This window comes from Microbacterium umsixpiens (assembly GCF_053543675.1).
Map to the genome: position 1 here is coordinate 2,201 of NZ_JBLVOH010000254.1, position 1,323 is coordinate 3,523.

1 protein-coding gene is annotated in these 1,323 nt (G+C 70.1%); it reads left to right on the forward strand.

What is annotated here, in order from left to right; translation table 11 throughout:
* On the forward strand, positions 1-1,300 hold a 1,300-nt coding region (locus ACNPM4_RS20760), incomplete at its 5' end, for an aminotransferase-like domain-containing protein (RefSeq protein ID WP_448987029.1).
* Positions 1,301-1,323 lie beyond the last annotated feature (23 nt).

Here is a 1,323-nt window from a genome sequence, read left to right on the forward strand (position 1 = left end):
CACGGTCGGCGAGCGTCTGCCGAGTGAGCGGGCGCTCGCGCTCGAACTGCGCCGATCACGCTCGACGATCACCCGCACCTACGGCCTGCTGGAGGCCGACGGCTACGTCTCCCGCCTGCACGGAGGAAGCACCCGGGTCACGCTGCCGCACGGTCGCACCGCTGCGGGCGCGGACGCCGACGACGACGCCATCGACCTCTCGATCGCCTCGATGGATTCGACACCCGGCCTGTACGACGCGACAGTCCGCTCCCTTCCCCGCCTCGCGGCCCTGCGCGGCACCAGCGGGTATTCGCTCCGCGGGCTCCCTGAGCTCCGTGAAGCCGTCGCCCAGCGGTTCCGCGATCGCGGAGCACCGACCTCCGCCGACGAGATCATCATCACGTCGGGGGCGCTCAACGCCGTGAACCTGATCCTCACGGCCATCGGGCGTCGCGGTGAAAGGGCACTGGTCGAGCAGCCGACGTTCCCCCACGCGCTCGAGGCGCTGCACCGGCACGGATACCGACTGGTGCCCACGCCCGTCGACGTCGACGGCTGGGACACCCGGCATCTGAACGAGACGCTTCTCGGGACGCGTCCGCACGTCGCCTACCTCATCCCCGACTTCCACAACCCCACCGGCGCGACGCTTCCCGATGACGAGCGCTCGCGGATCGTGACGACGGCTCGAAACGTCGGCACCCACCTCATCGTCGACGAGACGACCGCAGAGCTCGACATCGATCGCGGATGGGCGCCTGCACCGATGGCTGCGAGCGGACCGAATGTCATCACCGTCGGATCGATGTCGAAGATCGCCTGGGGCGGTATGCGCATCGGCTGGATCCGCGCGGAGCGCTCTGTGATCGCGCGACTGCTCGCCGTGCGACCCTCCTTCGAGTTGGGCACCGCCCTGCTGGAGCAGTGCATCGCCGTGGAGCTGTTGGACGACATGCCGGCGTTGACGTCTCACGTTCGCCGCAGGTTGCGCGCAGGGCGCGACGCGGTCGAGCGCGGCGTCTCAGGGATCGCCGGGTTCCGGATGCCGTCTACGCCCGGCGGCCTCTCGGCCTGGATCGACATCGGGGCGCCGCTCTCCACCTCCCTCTCCCTGGCTGCGCGAGAGCATGGTCTCGTCTTGCCGCCGGGCCCCCGCTTCACGACCGGCGGCGTGCTCGAACGTCGACTACGCATCCCCATCACTCTCCCGCCGGAGCGGACGACCGAAGCCATGCAACGACTGGCTCTCGCCTGGGAAGACGTGCGCGGCGGCGCGCACTCGCGCACCCACGAGCTGCAGCACACCGCCGTCATCTGACCGGCGAGCCACCTCTGCACGCC